The organism is Bacillus sp. TH22 (assembly GCF_016651015.1).
GTDB classification, from domain to species: domain Bacteria; phylum Bacillota; class Bacilli; order Bacillales; family Bacillaceae_G; genus Bacillus_A; species Bacillus_A mycoides.
On record NZ_JAEKER010000001.1, the window covers coordinates 4,127,032 to 4,143,834 of the forward strand.

The 16,803-nt window shown below is 38.0% G+C and carries 14 protein-coding genes and 1 other annotated feature; of the genes, 12 read left to right on the top strand and 2 right to left on the bottom strand.

What is annotated here, in order from left to right:
- The first annotated feature begins 33 nt into the window (after nucleotides 1–33).
- The 8 genes from recJ (at nucleotide 34) to JFU18_RS21060 (ending at nucleotide 10,757) form a co-directional block, all read left to right on the top strand.
- The gene (gene recJ / locus JFU18_RS21025) at nucleotides 34–2,355 is read left to right on the top strand and encodes a single-stranded-DNA-specific exonuclease RecJ (RefSeq protein WP_201031816.1); all 2,322 of its coding nucleotides are present in this window, start codon (nucleotides 34–36) and stop codon (nucleotides 2,353–2,355) included.
- 65 nt (nucleotides 2,356–2,420) lie between these two features.
- Nucleotides 2,421–2,933, top strand: coding sequence for an adenine phosphoribosyltransferase (locus JFU18_RS21030; protein WP_002015305.1), 513 nt, complete (start codon nucleotides 2,421–2,423; stop codon nucleotides 2,931–2,933).
- Nucleotides 2,934–3,144: 211 nt separating this feature from the next.
- Nucleotides 3,145–5,328, top strand: a complete 2,184-nt coding sequence (gene relA, locus JFU18_RS21035) for a GTP diphosphokinase (RefSeq protein WP_002015304.1) — start codon at nucleotides 3,145–3,147, stop codon at nucleotides 5,326–5,328.
- 17 nt (nucleotides 5,329–5,345) lie between these two features.
- Nucleotides 5,346–5,786 (top strand): D-tyrosyl-tRNA(Tyr) deacylase, encoded by a 441-nt coding sequence (locus JFU18_RS21040; protein ID WP_002015302.1) that lies wholly within the window; start codon nucleotides 5,346–5,348, stop codon nucleotides 5,784–5,786.
- A gap of 268 nt (nucleotides 5,787–6,054) precedes the next feature.
- Nucleotides 6,055–6,231 carry a hypothetical protein gene (locus tag JFU18_RS21045; RefSeq protein ID WP_001242605.1) on the top strand — a complete coding sequence of 59 codons (177 nt, stop codon included), beginning with the start codon at nucleotides 6,055–6,057 and terminating at the stop codon, nucleotides 6,229–6,231.
- 54 nt (nucleotides 6,232–6,285) lie between these two features.
- Nucleotides 6,286–6,516, top strand: a binding site (T-box leader).
- 69 nt (nucleotides 6,517–6,585) lie between these two features.
- Nucleotides 6,586–7,857 carry a histidine--tRNA ligase gene (hisS, locus tag JFU18_RS21050; RefSeq protein ID WP_012261743.1) on the top strand — a complete coding sequence of 424 codons (1,272 nt, stop codon included), beginning with the start codon at nucleotides 6,586–6,588 and terminating at the stop codon, nucleotides 7,855–7,857.
- Between the two features lie 12 nt (nucleotides 7,858–7,869).
- Nucleotides 7,870–9,645 (top strand): aspartate--tRNA ligase, encoded by a 1,776-nt coding sequence (aspS, locus tag JFU18_RS21055; protein WP_002015297.1) that lies wholly within the window; start codon nucleotides 7,870–7,872, stop codon nucleotides 9,643–9,645.
- A 344-nt stretch (nucleotides 9,646–9,989) separates the two neighbouring features.
- Entirely contained in the window at nucleotides 9,990–10,757 is a 768-nt protein-coding gene (locus tag JFU18_RS21060) for a tRNA threonylcarbamoyladenosine dehydratase (RefSeq protein WP_000903181.1), read from the top strand.
- 157 nt (nucleotides 10,758–10,914) lie between these two features.
- Here JFU18_RS21060 and JFU18_RS21065 read toward each other — a convergent pair whose 3' ends face one another.
- Nucleotides 10,915–11,556, bottom strand: a complete 642-nt coding sequence (locus tag JFU18_RS21065; protein WP_201031815.1) for an RsfA family transcriptional regulator — start codon at nucleotides 11,554–11,556, stop codon at nucleotides 10,915–10,917.
- Nucleotides 11,557–11,593: 37 nt separating this feature from the next.
- Entirely contained in the window at nucleotides 11,594–12,880 is a 1,287-nt protein-coding gene (locus JFU18_RS21070) for a replication-associated recombination protein A (protein WP_201031814.1), read from the bottom strand.
- 394 nt (nucleotides 12,881–13,274) lie between these two features.
- Between JFU18_RS21070 and cymR the strand changes: the two genes are divergently transcribed.
- The 4 genes from cymR to JFU18_RS21090 all read left to right on the top strand — a co-directional run bounded on the left by cymR (nucleotide 13,275) and on the right by JFU18_RS21090 (nucleotide 16,774).
- Nucleotides 13,275–13,691: a cysteine metabolism transcriptional regulator CymR gene (gene cymR, locus JFU18_RS21075; RefSeq protein WP_000704117.1), complete on the top strand. Its 417-nt coding sequence runs from the start codon at nucleotides 13,275–13,277 to the stop codon at nucleotides 13,689–13,691.
- Between the two features lie 35 nt (nucleotides 13,692–13,726).
- Nucleotides 13,727–14,872, top strand: a complete 1,146-nt coding sequence (locus JFU18_RS21080) for a cysteine desulfurase family protein (protein WP_201034335.1) — start codon at nucleotides 13,727–13,729, stop codon at nucleotides 14,870–14,872.
- Between the two features lie 16 nt (nucleotides 14,873–14,888).
- Entirely contained in the window at nucleotides 14,889–16,004 is a 1,116-nt protein-coding gene (mnmA, locus tag JFU18_RS21085; RefSeq protein WP_002088752.1) for a tRNA 2-thiouridine(34) synthase MnmA, read from the top strand.
- A 110-nt stretch (nucleotides 16,005–16,114) separates the two neighbouring features.
- A complete protein-coding gene (locus JFU18_RS21090) occupies nucleotides 16,115–16,774 on the top strand; it encodes a tetratricopeptide repeat protein (protein WP_002143220.1) in 660 nt (219 codons plus the stop codon).
- The last annotated feature ends 29 nt before the right edge of the window (nucleotides 16,775–16,803 follow it).

The following is a 16,803-nucleotide window of genomic DNA, read 5'->3' on the forward strand; positions in this document are numbered from 1 at the left end:
TCTTGTATAATGGATAGGTTAAGGGGTGATTTCGTGTTACAACCGAAGACGCGTTGGAAAGAAAAAGAATATAATGAGGAACTAGTGAGTGAATTAGCAAATAAATTGCAACTATCACCTCTTGTGACTTCATTATTTCTTGGCAGAGGCTTAAATACAGAAGATAAGATTGTAGACTTTTTAAATACAGCAGATCAAGAATTTCATGATCCATTTTTACTTGAAGGAATGGATCGGACTGTAGAACGTGTGAAAAAAGCTATTGAAAATGGAGAACAAATATTAATATTTGGCGATTACGATGCGGACGGAGTAAGTAGTACGACTGTGTTATATCTTGCTCTCAAAGAATTAGGTGCAGAAGTAGAGTTTTATATTCCAAATCGTTTTACTGAAGGCTATGGGCCAAATGAAGAAGCGTTTCGTTGGGCGCACAGTGCAGGGTTCTCACTAATTATTACTGTCGATACTGGTATCGCAGCGGTACATGAAGCGAAGGTAGCGAAGGAACTTGGAATAGATCTTATTATTACAGATCATCATGAGCCACCACCAGAATTACCAGAGGCACTTGCGATTATTCACCCGAAATTAGAAGGCCGTGTTTATCCGTTTCATTATTTAGCGGGTGTTGGTGTTGCATTTAAAGTTGCACATGCACTTTTGGGCCGTGTGCCAGAGCATTTGTTGGAAATTGCAGTAATCGGTACGGTAGCCGATTTAGTATCGCTTCACGGTGAAAATAGATTGTTAGTACAGCGTGGACTGAAGCATATGCGAATGACTCGGAATATCGGTTTAAAGGCGTTATTTAAAGTTGCTAACGTTTCGCAAAGCGAAATTACAGAAGAAAGCATCGGGTTCGCACTCGCACCTCGTATTAATGCAGTTGGTCGTTTGGAAGATGCAACACCTGCTGTACACCTTTTATTATCAGAAGATCCAGAGGAAGCGAAAGAGCTAGCTGAAGAAATTGATGAGCTGAACAAACTTCGAAAAGATATTGTAAAGCAAATTACTGAAGAAGCTATCGCTGAAGTCGAAAATAATTTCCCGCCAGAAGAAAATAAAGTATTAGTCCTTGCAAAAGAAGGTTGGAATCCAGGGGTAATTGGAATTGTCGCTTCTAAGTTAGTTGAACGTTTTTATCGTCCGACGATTGTATTAAGCATTGATCCTCATAAAGAAACAGCAAAGGGATCGGCTCGTAGTATTGCAGGATTTGATTTGTTTGCAAACCTTTCAGATTGCCGTGAATTGTTACCGCATTTCGGAGGTCATCCGATGGCAGCGGGAATGACGCTTAATATGAATGATGTGGATGAATTAAGACGCAGGTTAAATGAGCAAGCAGATGTAATTTTAACAGCAGAAGATTTTATTCCGATTACAGCAGTGGATGCATTTTGTAAAGTAGAGGATGTAACGCTTGCCGCGATTGAGGATATGCAAAAGTTAGCGCCATTTGGCGTAGGAAATCCGAAACCGCGTATTGCGGTGAAAGATGCCGACTTAGAAAGTATCCGTGCAATTGGATCTGATGGTTCGCATTTAAAAATGGCTCTTCGTGATGGACAAGCAACACTGGACACGATTGGATTTGGATTTGGTACTTATGCGAAAGAAATCTCTCCAGTTGCGAAGGTTTCTGTAGTAGGAGAAGTGTCCATTAATGAATGGAATAACTTTAAAAAGCCGCAATTAATGGTGCAAGATATTGCTGTAGAGGCATGGCAATTATTTGACTGGCGTAGTATGCGTAATGTAGAAGCAAATTTAGCAGAACTTCCGAAAGAAAAAATAACAATGGTGTATTTTTCTGAAGAGGTATTGAATAAATTTTCTTTAGAAGGCTATAAAGAGCGTATCGTGCATGCATCAGAGGTAGCTCATTTTGATGATCAATACATTGTGCTACTTGATTTGCCGAAAGGAACAGATGAATTAGGTGATGTATTTAAGGCTGGATTCCCAGCTCGAATTTACACGCTATTTTATCAAGAGAATAATCATTTATTTAGTACGGTCCCAACGAGGGAACATTTTAAATGGTACTATTCTTTCTTAAGCCAAAAAACACCATTTTCTTTAAGGCAATATGGGGAACAACTGTGTCGTCATAAAGGTTGGTCAAAAGATACAGTAAATTTCATGACACAGGTGTTTTTTGAGTTAGAATTTGTTACAATAAAAGACGGTGTCATTTTTATGGCAGACAAAAAACAAAAGCGTGATTTAATTGAATCGAACACATATCGTGAGAAAATGAACCATTTACAATTAGAGAAAGAATTGGTTTATAGCACATATCAGCAACTATATACATGGTTTGAAACGATTCGTGATCATAAATAAGTAGAACAGTTAGGGTAAAGGATTTGTATTTACAAACCTTTTATATCTGAGGAGGATTCAGAAATATGGATTTCAAGCAACATATCGCAATTGTACCAGATTATCCGAAAGAAGGTATTGTGTTTAAAGACATTACACCTTTAATGAACGACGGAAAAGCATATAAAGCAGCAACAGATGCAATCGTTGAGTATGCAAATAAAAGAGACATTGATGTTGTAGTAGGACCAGAAGCGCGTGGTTTTATTATTGGTTGCCCAGTTTCTTATGCATTAGAAGTAGGTTTCGCACCAGTTCGTAAATTAGGGAAATTACCACGTGAAGTAATTACAGTTGACTACGGTAAAGAATATGGAACGGACGTTTTAACAATCCATAAAGATGCAATTAAGCCAGGCCAACGTGTATTAATTACAGATGACTTATTAGCTACAGGTGGAACAATCGAAGCGACAATTAAACTAGTTGAAGAACTTGGTGGAGTTGTAGCAGGAATTGCATTTTTAGTAGAGCTTACTTACTTAGATGGTCGTAAAATGTTAGATGGTTACGATGTATTAGTATTAGAAAAATACTAATCATTATATAGGTGAAACTACGGTGATAAAAAAGTACCCGTGAATCTCTTGGAGAGGAGCGGGTACTTTTGTATAATTGCACAAAAAAACATGGTGAAATGTCAGTAAAATCTTTTCCTTTTCACAATTCACAATCATTGGGTTATAATGATAGAATATAATTTATTCTATTCAATAAAGATAAAGTCAATTTTCAATAAAAGGTGATTCGATGGCAAATGAGCAAGTACTAACAGCTGAACAGGTACTCGAGAAAGCAAGTCAATATTTAGCGGATGGAGATATTGAGCTAGTGGCACGTGCCTATGAATATGCGCGTGATGCACATAGCGAACAATATAGAAAATCGGGTGAACCATATATTATTCACCCAATTCAAGTTGCAGGTATTTTAGTTGATTTACACATGGATCCGGCTACAGTATCGGCAGGTTTCTTACATGATGTAGTGGAAGATACAGAAATTACATTAGAAGACATTGAACGGGAATTTAATAAAGAAATCGCTATGCTTGTCGATGGTGTTACAAAGCTTGGAAAGATTAAATATAAATCCCATGAGCAGCAACAAGCAGAAAACCATCGCAAAATGTTTATTGCAATGGCTCAAGATATTCGAGTTATTTTAATTAAACTAGCTGATCGTCTTCATAATATGCGTACATTGAAACATTTGCCTCAAGAGAAGCAGCGTCGCATTGCGAATGAAACGTTAGAAATCTTTGCACCTTTAGCACATAGACTCGGAATTAGTACTATTAAATGGGAGTTAGAGGATACGTCACTCCGCTATTTAAACCCACAGCAATATTATCGTATTGTGAATTTAATGAAGCGTAAACGTGCAGAGCGTGAAGAATATTTAGATGAAGTAATGACTGGCATTCGCGAGAAATTAAAAGAGGTTTCAATTCAACCTGAGATTTCTGGAAGACCAAAACATATTTACAGTATTTATCGTAAAATGGCATTGCAAAATAAACAATTCAATGAAATTTACGATTTACTAGCTGTACGTGTCGTTGTGAATAGTATTAAAGATTGCTATGCGGTACTTGGAATTATTCATACGTGCTGGAAACCAATGCCAGGTCGTTTTAAAGATTATATTGCAATGCCGAAAGCAAATTTATATCAATCTCTTCATACGACTGTAATTGGACCAAAAGGTGATCCGCTAGAAGTGCAAATTCGTACGAAAGAAATGCATGAGATTGCAGAATTCGGAATCGCGGCACATTGGGCGTATAAAGAAGGTAAAGCAGCAGAAACAACGGGTACATTAGAGAAGAAACTAACTTGGTTCCGTCAAATATTAGAATGGCAAAATGAAGCTTCTAATGCAGAAGAATTTATGGAGTCATTAAAAATTGATTTATTCTCTGATATGGTATTTGTCTTTACACCGAAAGGCGATGTAATGGAATTACCTCTTGGCTCTGTCCCAATTGATTTTTCATATCGTGTCCATTCGGAAATTGGAAACAAAACAATTGGTGCAAAAGTAAACGGGAAAATGGTGACACTTGATTATAAGCTGAAAACTGGTGACATCATTGAAATTTTAACATCGAAACATTCTTATGGCCCAAGTCAAGATTGGGTAAAGCTTGCTCAAACATCTCATGCGAAAAATAAAATACGTCAATTCTTTAAGAAGCAACGTAGAGATGAAAATATTGAAAAAGGCCGTGAACTTGTTGAAAAAGAAGTGCGTGGCTTAGAGTATGAGATGAAAGAAGTATTAGCACTTGATAATTTAAAACGTGTTGCTGAGAAGTTTAACTTTGCAAATGAAGAAGATATGTTTGCAGCAGTTGGATACAACGGCATTACAGCTGCACAAATTGTTACGCGACTAACAGATAAGTTCCGTAAACAACGTGAAGAAGAAGACATCGTGGAAGTTAAAGAAGTTCGTAAACCGATGAAAATTCGAAAATGGGATTCTGGTGTAAAGGTAAGTGGTGCAGATAATTTGTTAATTCGTTTATCAAAATGCTGTAACCCAGTTCCAGGCGATGATATCGTTGGGTATATTACGAAAGGTCGAGGCGTATCAATTCACCGTTGCGATTGCGTCAATGTGCATACAGAAGAAGCGGTGGAGCGTTTACTAGAAGTAGATTGGGAAGGTAGTCCTGAAAAAGAAATTGAGTACAATGTTGATATTGAAATTTCAGGCTATGATCGTCGTGGTTTATTGAATGAAGTATTACAAGCTGTTACAGAAACGAAGACGTATATCTCAGCTGTTTCTGGTAGAAGTGATCGTAATAAGATGGCAACGATTAACATGTCGATTTCTATTCGAAACTTACAACACTTGAAAAAAGTAGTAGAGCGCATTAAACGTGTTCCAGAAATTTATGCCGTACGACGCATGATGCATTAATAGGGAGTGTAGAAAAGATGAGAGTTGTTTTACAACGATCAAAGGAAGCGTCTGTCACAGTAGATGGCGAGATTGTAGGACAAATTCCATTCGGTTTAACATTACTAGTTGGCATTACGCATGAAGATACAGAAAAAGATGCAACTTATATCGCAGAAAAAATTGCAAACCTACGTATTTTTGAAGATGAGAGCGGAAAGATGAACCACTCTGTACTTGATATGAAGGGACAAGTTCTATCTATTTCGCAATTTACATTATACGGAGATTGCCGTAAAGGAAGACGTCCAAACTTTATGGATGCTGCGAAACCTGATTATGCAGAACATTTATATGATTTCTTTAATGAAGAAGTGCGTAAACAAGGACTGCATGTGGAGACAGGACAGTTCGGAGCAATGATGGACGTTTCTTTAATCAATGATGGTCCGGTGACCTTAATTGTAGAAAGTAAATAGTGTTGCCGGGGAAGAGAGGATTATAGGTCCTCTCTTTTTTCATACATTGTTGTATGTTTTGTTCATTTATCCCGCTATTTGTGGGAGATCCACTGCTCGTAAAAGCCTGATTAGTGAGGGCTAATAATGAGTGGCGATGGACAAAATCCCTATTCATTAAAGTTTCACTTTATTTGGAATCAATAGCTGTTTCGGTTATGTATAACTCTTTCATCAATATGGAACAATAAAAAGTAAAACATCTATATTGAATGTGAGGGATATACGTATGCGTATGAATGAAAAAGGGCATTCTGTTACAAATGGTGCAAATCAACTGTTTAACGTAAATTTTCATGATTTTATTTCAAAAGAACAAAACAATACTTCAATGGAGCTTGCTTCTGAGTTTGGAATTTCACTACAAGATGTAAAGCGCCTAAAGAAGCAAATTGAGCGCTCTTAGAGCACTTGACAATCCTACTCAACAAACGTATAGTAATTTTATATTTACATATGAATATAGCCGTTGATAGAGGAGAGTAAATGAGATACACATGGAAAGAGAAGAAATGTCCTAGGCTGAAAACATTTCTACATGATGACTGATTGAATGACACTCTGTAGGTTTCAACTTGAAAGGCTTATACGCTTAGTAGAGATGAACGCAAATTTAAGCGTTATTAAAAAAGTGGAAGCATACGTGCTTCAATTAGGGTGGCACCACGGGTATAATACTCTCGTCCCTACTGTTCAAACAGTAGAGGCGGGAGTTTTTTTATTTTTATTAAGATTAAAACAATTTGAGGAGGAACTGAATATGTCTATTCAAATCCCACGCGGAACGCAAGATATTCTTCCAGGTAGTGTTGAGTTATGGCAGTATATCGAAGGGCAAGCACGCGACATTTGCCGTCGTTACAATTATAAAGAAATTCGTACACCAATTTTTGAGCACACAGAGCTATTTTTACGTGGTGTTGGTGATACGACAGATATCGTACAAAAAGAAATGTATTCATTCCAAGACCGTGGAGAGCGTAGTTTAACATTACGTCCAGAAGGTACTGCACCTGTTGTACGTTCTTACGTTGAAAACAAAATGTTCGGTGATGCAACACAACCAACAAAATTATACTATATCGGCCAAATGTTCCGTTATGAAAGACCACAAGCAGGTCGCTATCGTCAATTCGTACAATTCGGTATTGAAGCAATTGGTAGTAACGATCCAGCAATTGATGCAGAAGTAATTGCACTTGCTGTAGAGTTTTACCGCGGTATGGGCTTGAAAAATATTAAAGTTGTATTAAATAGCTTAGGTGATGCAGCGAGTCGTCAAGCGCACCGTGATGCGTTAATTGCTCACTTTGAGCCGCGCATCGGAGAATTCTGTTCTGATTGCCAATCTCGCTTAGAAAAAAACCCTCTTCGTATTTTAGACTGTAAGAAGGACCGTAATCATGAATTAATGAGCACGGCACCATCTATTACAGAATACTTAAACGAAGATTCAGCAGTATACTACGACAAAGTACAAGAACTACTAACGATGATGGATGTTCCATTTGAGAAAGATCCGAATTTAGTACGTGGTTTAGACTACTACCAACACACTGTTTTTGAAATTATGAGTGAGGCAGAAGGTTTCGGTGCTATCACAACATTAAGTGGTGGTGGCCGTTATAACGGACTTGTACAAGAAATCGGTGGACCGGAAATGCCAGGTATTGGTTTTGCGATGAGTATTGAGCGTTTAATTATGGCGCTGAAGGCTGAAAATATTGAGTTACCAATTGAACATAGTATTGATTGTTACGTTGTAGCACTTGGTGAAAAAGCGAAAGACCGTGCTGCAAAAGTTGCGTTCGATCTTCGTAAAGCTGGATTATCAGTTGAAAAAGATTATTTAGATCGCAAAATGAAAGCACAATTTAAATCTGCAGATCGTTTAAATGCGAAATACGTAGCTGTATTAGGGGAAGATGAGCTAGATAAAGGCATCATTAACTTAAAAGATATGGCAACAGGCGGACAAGAAGAAGTAGCGTTAGATGTATTTGCTTCATATGTAGCAGAGAAATTAATATAGGGGGAACTTAAAGTGGCTGAAAGAACACATGCATGCGGGAAAGTAACAGTAGAAGCGGTTGGACAAACAGTTCAATTAAAAGGTTGGGTACAAAAACGCCGTGATTTAGGTGGATTAATCTTTATCGACTTACGTGACCGTACAGGTATCGTACAAGTTGTATTTAATCCAGAAACATCAAAAGAAGCGTTAGAAGTAGCAGAAACGATTCGTAGCGAATACGTATTGCACGTAGAAGGTACAGTTGTTGAACGTGGTGAAGGCGCAATTAATGATAATATGGCAACTGGTCGTATTGAAGTACAAGCATCGAAAGTAAATGTATTAAACGCAGCGAAAACAACGCCAATCATTATTGCTGATGATACAGATGCATCAGAAGATGTGCGTTTAAAATATCGTTACTTAGACTTACGTCGTCCTGCAATGTTCAACACATTCAAAATGCGTCATGACGTAACGAAAACAATTCGTAACTTCTTAGATACAGAAGAGTTCTTAGAAGTTGAAACACCAATTTTAACGAAGAGCACGCCAGAAGGAGCTCGCGACTATTTAGTACCAAGCCGTGTGCATGATGGTGAATTTTATGCATTACCTCAATCTCCGCAGCTATTTAAACAGCTTCTTATGGTCGGTGGATTTGAGCGTTACTATCAAGTAGCACGTTGTTTCCGTGACGAAGATTTACGTGCGGATCGTCAACCGGAATTCACGCAAATTGATATCGAGGCATCATTCTTAACACAAGATGAAATTTTAGAAATGATGGAGCGTATGATGACGAAAGTCATGAAGGATGCAAAAGGTGTAGAAGTTAGTGCACCATTCCCTCGTATGAAATATGCTGATGCAATGGCTCGCTTTGGTTCTGATAAGCCGGATACACGCTTTGAAATGGAACTAAAAGACCTATCTGAATTTGCAGTAGGTTGTGGATTTAAAGTATTTACAAGTGCTGTAGAAAACGGCGGACAAGTAAAAGCGATTAACGCAAAAGGTGCAGCGAGCAAATACTCTCGTAAAGACATCGATGCATTAACTGAATTCGCCAAAGTATACGGTGCAAAAGGTCTAGCTTGGCTTAAAGTTGAAGAAGACGGCTTAAAAGGACCGATTGCGAAATTCTTCGGTGAAGAAGAGGCAAACGTGTTAATGAGTACATTAGAAGCGGATGCTGGTGACTTATTACTATTCGTAGCAGATAAGAAAAGTGTTGTTGCAGATAGCTTAGGTGCACTTCGTTTACGTCTAGGTAAAGAACTTGAGTTAATTGACGAAAGTAAATTTAACTTCCTATGGGTAACTGATTGGCCACTTCTTGAGTACGATGAAGATGCAGATCGTTACTTCGCAGCTCACCACCCATTCACAATGCCATTCCGTGAAGACGTTGAGTTATTAGAAACAGCACCAGAAAAAGCACGTGCACAAGCATATGACCTTGTATTAAACGGTTATGAGCTTGGTGGTGGATCACTTCGTATTTACGAGCGTGACGTACAAGAAAAAATGTTCAAAGCACTTGGATTCTCACAAGAAGAAGCACAAGAACAATTCGGATTCTTATTAGAAGCATTCGAATACGGTACACCACCACACGGCGGAATCGCATTAGGTTTAGACCGTCTTGTTATGTTACTTGCAGGTCGTACGAACCTTCGTGATACAATTGCATTCCCGAAAACAGCAAGCGCAAGCTGCTTATTAACAGAAGCGCCAAGCCCAGTTGCAGAAGCTCAGCTTGAAGAGCTAAGCTTAAAATTGAGCTTGAAAGAAGAGAAGTAAGAATAGAGTCTAGATGGTTATACTATAGCCGTCTAGGCTTTTTTTATAGAGGTTGTTTAAAAAGTCCGGTTTAGATAACTGTTGCATCTCATCGTTACGTATGCTAGTCCGGTGCTCGAGTAGTATCCCTACACTGTGCTTCTCCTAGCATAAGTGCCTCGATCTGCTCGGTTCTCTAAATCCTCCTTTTTAAACGTATATGTAAGAAAAAAGTCCGGTTTACATTATGTTTTCCTTGTTTGAAATATGTATTTTTAGGAATTATATAACTTTTTCTATACAAATAGTCGGAAAAACGCTAGAATACATGGTAGACCATTTTTGTAATAGGAGTGTAGAGCTGAATGTTACATCAATTTTCACGTAATGAATTAGCCTTTGGAAAAGAAGGCCTTGAAATATTAAAAAATAGTACAGTCGGTATTTTAGGTATTGGCGGTGTAGGATCATTTTCGGCAGAAGCGTTAGCACGTTCTGGCGTAGGACGTCTCGTATTAGTTGACAAAGATGTTGTAGATATTACAAACGTAAACCGTCAAATTCACGCGTTAGTATCTACTGTAGGACGTTCAAAAGTAGAATTAATGAAAGAGCGTATTGCAGATATTAATCCAGAGTGTGAAGTAATTGGGCTAGAGATGTTTTATACAGATGAAACATATGAAGAGTTCTTTAAACACGGTTTAGATTTCGTAGTAGATGCATCTGATACGATTACGTTCAAAATTCATTTAATTAAACAATGTTTACGTCGTAAAATCAAAATTATCTCATGTATGGGTGCGGCAAATAAAATGGACCCAACTCGTTTCCGTATTGCGGACATTTCTAAAACACATACAGATCCAATTGCGAAAGTAATTCGTACGAAGCTTCGTAAAGATGGTATTAAAAAAGGTGTAAAAGTTGTCTTCTCTGACGAAAACCCAATCGTAATTCGTGAAGAAGTACGTAAAGAAATCGTACCAGACGAAAATGCAAAAATTCGTAAAGCGAAATTACCACCTTCTTCAAATGCGTTCGTACCATCTGTGGCTGGTTTAATTATGGCAAGTCACGTTGTACGTGAGCGTATTAAAAACGTAGAAGTGAAGCGTGTAGGGCAAGAATAAAAGGAAAGCATATATCCATTTCGGATATATGCTTTTTGTATGTTTTAAAGAAATGTCGATGTCGAATCGTTAATATAATTTCATTTACTGTGGTGCTTTTTCACTAAGGGAAAATAAACAGGGATGTCACTTAGTTGAAAAAGTGGCATCCCTGTTTTTAGTTTTCTGCAGAATATATAATATCTAAATTTCCATTTTGATCGGTTTTGAAAATCGGAGCAATTTGCTCTTCTTGTTCTTCAACTGAAACAAGTTTTCGAGCACGATCCATAATTCTAACAAGCATTGCATAATCTTCTTCGATTGCTTGTTGTTTTTTTGTGAGAACAGCTAATTTTGCTTCAAGTTCATTATTCATTTTTTGCAGGGAAGTGAGCTGATCTTGTAATACGTCATTTTCAGTTTGTAACTTTGCGAGTGAAGGGTTATTGTGCTCCAAGTTTTGCAAAAATGAGATGACATTTTGCATTGTAAGATCTTGTTTATTTGGGACAATATCTTCTGAAAACTCGGCATCGATTACGAGCTGCCGAGTTTGTGAGAACAGCTCTTTTTCTATTTTAGCTTCCGAACGCTTTAATTCTTTACGTTGTTTTTTTGCGATTTGCACCGCATCTTCATAATATGGTCTTACTTCAGCATTCCATCTAAAGCCACAAGCTGCTGAAGTTCGGTTTAATGTATCACCAACTTCATCGAATGCTTTTATTTGTGTACTTCCGCTGCGAATATGTCGTAAAACAGTTTCTGCTAAAAGGAGATCGTCTTCTTTTGTCCATGCATCTTGACGTGTTTTCATAAGCGAACCCTCCGTAATGGTGACGTTTTCGCTTATATTACCCTTTATTCTTCGTTTTATGCGAACTTTGTAATCTTTCATAAACAGTAGAAAGTGCTTGTTCAAATTTTCCTGTCGTTTTCGGTTTATAATATTGCTTGTTTTTAATTTTATCAGGTAAGTATTGTTGTTGTACCCAGCCATTTGGGTGATCGTGTGGATATAAGTATTCGATGCCTCTTCCTAACGATTCGGCTCCTTTATAATGACTATCTTTTAAATGACTTGGAATATCGCCTGTTTGGCCATTACGTAAATCGTGTAGTGCGGCATCGAGTGCTTTATAGGCCGAGTTTGATTTCGGTGATAGACAAAGTTCAATAACAGCATTTGCAAGTGGTATGCGTGCCTCTGGGAAGCCGACCCGTTCAGCTGATTCAATCGCTGCAAGTGTACGTTGTCCAGCTTGTGGGCTAGCAAGTCCGATATCTTCATATGCCATAATAAGCAGACGTCTACCGATGCTTTGTAAGTCACCAGCTTCGATAAGACGTGCTAAATAATGAAGTGCGGCGTTCACATCACTTCCGCGTACTGATTTTTGAAAAGCAGATAAAACGTCATAGTGAGCATCGCCACCTTTGTCGTGAACGAAACTCTTTTTCTGTAAGCATTCTTCTGCGATTTCAAGTGTAATTTCCGCTGCCTTGTCGTCAGTTGTAAAGCTAGATAAAACAGCTAGTTCAAGTGCATTATAAGCTGAGCGCATATCTCCGCCTGACGCATTTGCAAAGTGATGTAATGCTTCATCCGTAACAGTTACATCATATTCCCCAAGCCCTTTTTCTTTATCTTCAAGCGCTCGTTTTAAGCCAATTAAAATATCATCTTCTGTTAATGCGTGTAATTCGAAGATTTGACAACGACTTCGAATAGCAGAATTAATAGCATGGAACGGATTGCTTGTCGTTGCACCAATTAAAGTAAGAAGTCCGCTTTCTAAATGGGGTAATAGAAAGTCTTGCTTCGCTTTATCTAGCCTATGAACTTCATCCAAAATTAAAACGAGGTGCCGATGCATCTTCGCTTCTTGTACGACAACTTCCATATCTTTTTTATTATGAGTAACAGCGTTTAAGAGGCGAAACAGGGTTCCAGTACTTCCTGCAATTGCGCTAGCGATTGATGTTTTTCCTGTGCCTGGAGGACCATATAAAATCATTGATTGAAAATGATTTGCTTGGACCATACGCCATAAAATCTTGCCTTCACCAACTAAATGCTGTTGTCCGATAATTTCTTGAATATTTGTAGGGCGCATTCGATGTGCGAGTGGTTGTTTCATTTGACCCTCTCCCTTAATGTATAATCTCATTCTATCGTATCATTTTTTTTGATGAAATTTGAAATAGGATGCTGTTTTGTGGGGAAAATGAATATGAATATTCCTATTTTTCTTTCAATTGTAATAATTTCCGAGTTTTTCAATGTGATTTTATGTTATCATTTTGATACACAAGTTGAAATTTCTTATAATACTATATTATGCTATAATTTCATAGGATTTTAAATTGTGTTCTTTTATAAAGTGAAACTTTAATTAGTGGGGGGTTTGTTCATCCCCCACCTAACTTCTTTACTCCAGCCGAATTTTGAGGTGGGAGTTTTACTGCCCGCAAATAGCGGGATAAATAAGATATAACCAATAGAAGTGAAAATTTGAAATGAGGTGCAAATAGATGAAGATTTCAACGAAAGGCCGCTACGGCTTAACAATTATGATCGACCTTGCAAAAAAGTTTGGTGAAGGCCCAATTTCATTAAAATCAATTGCACAGGCACATGACCTATCTGAGCATTACTTAGAGCAATTAATTTCACCACTTCGTAACGCTCGTCTTGTAAAGAGTACGCGCGGGGCATATGGTGGATATGTATTATCTGATCAGCCAGTCAACATTACAGCTGGAGATGTAATCCGTGTACTAGAGGGTCCAATTAGTGTTGTAGAAATGATAGAAGAAGAAGAACCAGCACAACGCCAATTATGGATGCGTGTTCGTGATGCAGTGCAAGAAGTATTAGATAGTACAACTTTAGAAGATTTAGTACGTTATGAGGAAGAAAATCACGGGGGCTATATGTTTTACATTTAATTCCTTGTGAAACGATTTGGAAAGAAGGAGATTTAATGGAACGCATTTACTTAGATCATGCTGCGACATCTCCGACTCACCCAGAAGTGGTCGAAAAGATGATTCCATATATGACAGAAACATTTGGAAACCCGTCTAGTATTCACTTTTATGGGCGTCAAACGCGCCATGCGATAGATGAGGCGAGACGTGTGTGTGCACGTAGCATTCACGCGAGTCCAAATGAAATTATATTCACGAGCGGTGGTACAGAAGCTGATAATTTAGCACTTATAGGTGTAGCGCGTGCGAATCGTCATAAAGGTAACCACGTTATTACAACGCAAATTGAACATCATGCGATTTTGCATACGTGTGAATTGTTAGAGCGTGAAGGATTTGAAGTGACGTATTTACCTGTTGATGAAACAGGGCGTGTTCAAGTTTCTGACATACAAAAGGCACTAACGGAAGAGACGATTCTTGTATCTATTATGTTCGGGAATAATGAAGTAGGGACAATACAACCAATTGTGGAAATAGGAAAGTTGTTAAAAGAGCATCAAGCTTATTTCCACACAGATGCTGTACAAGCTTACGGTTTAATAGAAATAGATGTGAAAGAGTTTGGTATTGATTTATTATCGATTTCCGCTCACAAAATTAACGGCCCAAAAGGTGTAGGGTTCCTATATGCTGGTGCAAATGTGAAATTTGAACCGTTATTAATAGGCGGAGAGCAAGAAAGAAAACGTCGTGCTGGTACTGAAAATGTACCTAGTATTGTTGGACTTCAACATGCAGTTTCGCTAGCTGAAAAAACTCGTGAGCAAAAAAATGCCCAATATGAAGAGTTTAAAGATATAATGGTATCTGTCTTCAAAAATGAGGACATTCATTTCGAGGTAAACGGAGACTTAGAATATCGCTTACCACATGTGTTTAATATAAATTTTACAGGAATGAATATTGAACCGTTTCTTGTAAACCTAGACTTAGTTGGTATTGCAGTATCAAGTGGTTCTGCTTGTACAGCTGGTTCGATTGATCCATCACATGTATTAGTGGCGATGTTCGGAAAAGACTCCGATCAAATACGTTCATCCGTACGCTTTAGTTTCGGACTTGGAAATACGAAAGAGCAAATTGAAAAAGCGGCGTACGAAACAGTGAAAATCGTGAAGCGATTAACACAAAATTAGCATGGGAGGTGACATGATGAACAAACTACCTCAAGAAACACGCGTTGTCATCGGGATGTCCGGTGGCGTCGATTCATCTGTAGCAGCTCTTTTATTAAAAGAGCAGGGTTATGATGTAATCGGAATTTTTATGAAAAACTGGGATGATACAGATGCAAATGGTGTCTGCACAGCAACAGAAGATTACAATGATGTAATTGAAGTGTGTAACCAAATCGGCATTCCGTATTATGCAGTAAACTTTGAAAAACAATACTGGGATAAAGTATTTACGTACTTTTTAGATGAGTACCGAGCTGGTCGTACACCAAACCCAGATGTAATGTGTAACAAAGAAATTAAATTTAAAGCATTTTTAGAGCATGCAATTGCACTTGGTGCTGATTATGTAGCAACAGGTCATTATGCACGCGTTGCTTATATGGACGGCGAATATAAAATGCTTCGCGGCGTTGATGACAATAAAGATCAAACATATTTCTTAAATCAATTAAGCCAAGAGCAACTATCAAAAACAATGTTCCCATTAGGTGAATTAAAGAAACCACAAATTCGCGAAATGGCGACAGAAGCTGGTTTAGCGACAGCGGCGAAGAAAGATAGTACTGGTATTTGCTTCATCGGTGAGCGTAACTTTAAAGATTTCTTAAGTAACTATTTACCGGCGCAACCAGGTGTAATGCAAACATTATCTGGTGAAGTGAAAGGGAAACATGATGGTTTAATGTATTATACAATTGGACAACGTCATGGCCTTGGTATTGGTGGTAATGGTGATCCGTGGTTTGCTGTTGGAAAAAACTTGAAAGAAAACATTTTATATGTTGATCAAGGATTCCATAACGAACTTCTATATGGTGATGAAGTTATTGCTACGAATGTAGGCTGGGTAAGTAATAAAGCGAAGGAAAAAGAATTTACGTGTACAGCGAAATTCCGTTATCGTCAAGCAGACAATAAAGTAACGGTTCAAATCGTTGATGAAAATACAGTTCGTATTCTTTGTGATGAGCCAATTCGTGCGATTACGCCAGGCCAAGCAGTTGTTTTCTATGATGGAGATGAGTGCTTAGGCGGCGCTACAATTGATGAAGTATATCATAGTGGTAAGAAATTAGATTATTTAGGATAACACGAGAAGCCTCTGCCGATTAGCGGTTAGAGGTTTCTTTTACATAAAGCGAATTTTCGTTCGCTTGGAAAATACATTCTTTGTTATAATTTGTTGTAGAGGTGAAGGATATGTCAAACAAACTTGAAACAGGTATTAAATATATGCAAGAAGGAAACTGGGAAGAAGCAGCTAAAAATTTCACAGAAGCAATCGAAGAAAATCCGAAAGATGCGCTTGGATACATTAACTTTGCGAATTTATTAGATGTATTAGGTGATAGTGAGCGAGCAATTGTATTTTATAAACGTGCATTAGAATTAGATGGTAAATCTGCTGCTGCTTATTATGGCTTAGGAAATGTATATTACGGTCAAGAGCAATTTGCAGAGGCGAAGGCTGTATTTGAACAAGCGATGCAAGTGGGATTACAATCAGCTGACGTAACATTTATGTTAGGTATCACACATGTGCAACTTGGAAATGATCGTCTTGCACTTCCATTTTTACAAAGAGCGACGGAATTAGATGAAGGCGATGTAGAAGCTGTTTTCCAATGCGGACTTTGCTTCGCACGACTAGAACATATTCAAGAGGCAAAACCTTATTTTGAAAAGGTGTTAGAAATGGATGAAGAGCATGCAGATGCGTATTACAATTTAGGTGTTGCGTACGTATTCGAGGAGAATAACGAGAAAGCTCTTACTTTATTTAAGAAAGCGACTGAAATTCAAGCAGACCACTTTTTAGCTGGTAATGGTATTCGTTTATTAGAGCAAGAAGCTGAATAAAGTGAACTTATAGTTTAATGCGCAGTTAC